The sequence below is a fragment of the Ruminococcus sp. 210702-SL.1.03 genome (genome assembly GCF_020559915.1).
Lineage (GTDB): Bacteria > Bacillota > Clostridia > Oscillospirales > Ruminococcaceae > YE71.
Map to the genome: position 1 here is coordinate 1 of NZ_JAJCLZ010000080.1, position 1603 is coordinate 1603.

Here is a 1603-nt window from a genome sequence, read left to right on the forward strand (position 1 = left end):
CTCCTTTCCGTAATATTTTCTCAGCAGACCTATGATAAAAAGCTGACCTTTTCCCGTAACAAACGTCTGCTGATAGGTCTTTGTCATAGTCGGAGTTTCAAAAACCGACTCCTTAACAGCAAAATATCCGCAGTCGATAAAAGTCTGATAGGGGAGATTGTTTGCCATAAGCACGCCTTTTCCTTTCAGCCAACTATAGAGCCTGTTTCTGCCGACAGGGATATTTTCGGCTCTCGCAAGCTTCGCCATAGCGTTCATGTCAATGAGATTGGTTGTATCAGAAACCTGTTCCGCAAACTCCACCAACGGTTCGTCGTGGCGGATACGCTCGTTGAGCTGATTTATCGCCATCATCTGCAGACGGAAAAGATTCTGATACGGCTCGTCGAGGAATGGGAGATAGTTATCGATAAACATATCTTCGTTAGCTACGTAGCCGCCTGTTTGATTGATTTGAGGCAGGATCTTATCAAATATCCACGACTCAAATTCCGCAGCTCTTGGCAGTTTGCTGTGTGCGACAAGTCTGTAAACATCGCCCTCAGGAATAAAAATCATCTTAATGGTCTTGCTTGGGGACTGCGGATGAGGTAGGTCGTGTTTCACGCCCCACCTGCAATGCCGCCTTATTGCGTCCTTTGTGTTGCTGTAGCCCAATGCAGAAGCCACATCCTTGCCGCAGAACATGATTCTGCCGTTATCTTCCTTTAAAATTCTGAGCGAACCAAATTCCTCATTTTCAAATATCTTTATCATATTATTCATTTGCATTCTCCTTGTCAATTTCTAAAATAAACCTTGCAAGAGCCTCAATAACATTCGTAGTAACGGCATTTCCTGCCTGCTTGTAAAGCTGTGCGTCGGACATTCCGGTTGCCGCCACCTTGTTGAACTGCTCGTCTGTAAACCCCTGCAAACGCCAGCATTCCAAAGGCATGAGCCTGCGGATATATCCGCAGTAGATCACCCCGTGTTTATCGGTGACAGTTATCGTAAACATCGGTTCGTTTGGGAGTTTAAATCTTCGCCCTTGCTGACGAACTTTCTCCTTTTCGGGAGTAAGCACCGCAATCGGATCGCTAATCACGATCACCCCCGACTTTTCTCCTTTATGGTGACCTATACCGCTGTCCTGCCTTGACGTTATGCACCTCGCAAGCTCTGTAACTTTCGGTTCGGGATTCATATCGATACACATAGCGTAATATCCCTGATTACAGCTTGTTGTCAGCGTGTGTGCTACATCGTGACCTACACGTCCTCGTCTTGAATTAATGTTAGGGTAGGCGAGATCAATACTGTCGCCGGGCAGAGCGATCTGATAGCCCGACTTAGTTTTTGATTTTATCGGCAGGCCGATTATCTCATAAAGGCCTGTTTTTCCTCCGAAACCGCCAGCCTGACTTGTAAGGGTTATGCTCAGTCCGTCGGCTGAATATACTCTGTTGCCCTCTCTGCCTGAAATTCTTTTGACAAGAGTTTTTGGATTTGCATCTGTGAAAGACAATACTTTTCCGGAACACTTTTCTCTATGAAATCCGATAATATACACTCTTTTTCGGGATTGGGCGACTCTAAAATTTGCGCTGTTAAGCACCTGCCA

General features: G+C 45.8%; 2 protein-coding genes. Both read right to left on the minus strand.

Features of this window, described 5'->3' with window-relative positions; translation table 11 throughout:
- Positions 1-765: phage antirepressor KilAC domain-containing protein (locus LI114_RS13400; protein WP_227221083.1), on the minus strand; the 765-nt coding region annotated here is incomplete at its 3' end.
- A complete protein-coding gene (locus LI114_RS13405; RefSeq protein WP_227221084.1) occupies positions 758-1597 on the minus strand; it encodes a DNA cytosine methyltransferase in 840 nt (279 codons plus the stop codon). The genes LI114_RS13400 and LI114_RS13405, both read right to left, overlap by 8 nt.
- Positions 1598-1603: the final 6 nt, after the last annotated feature.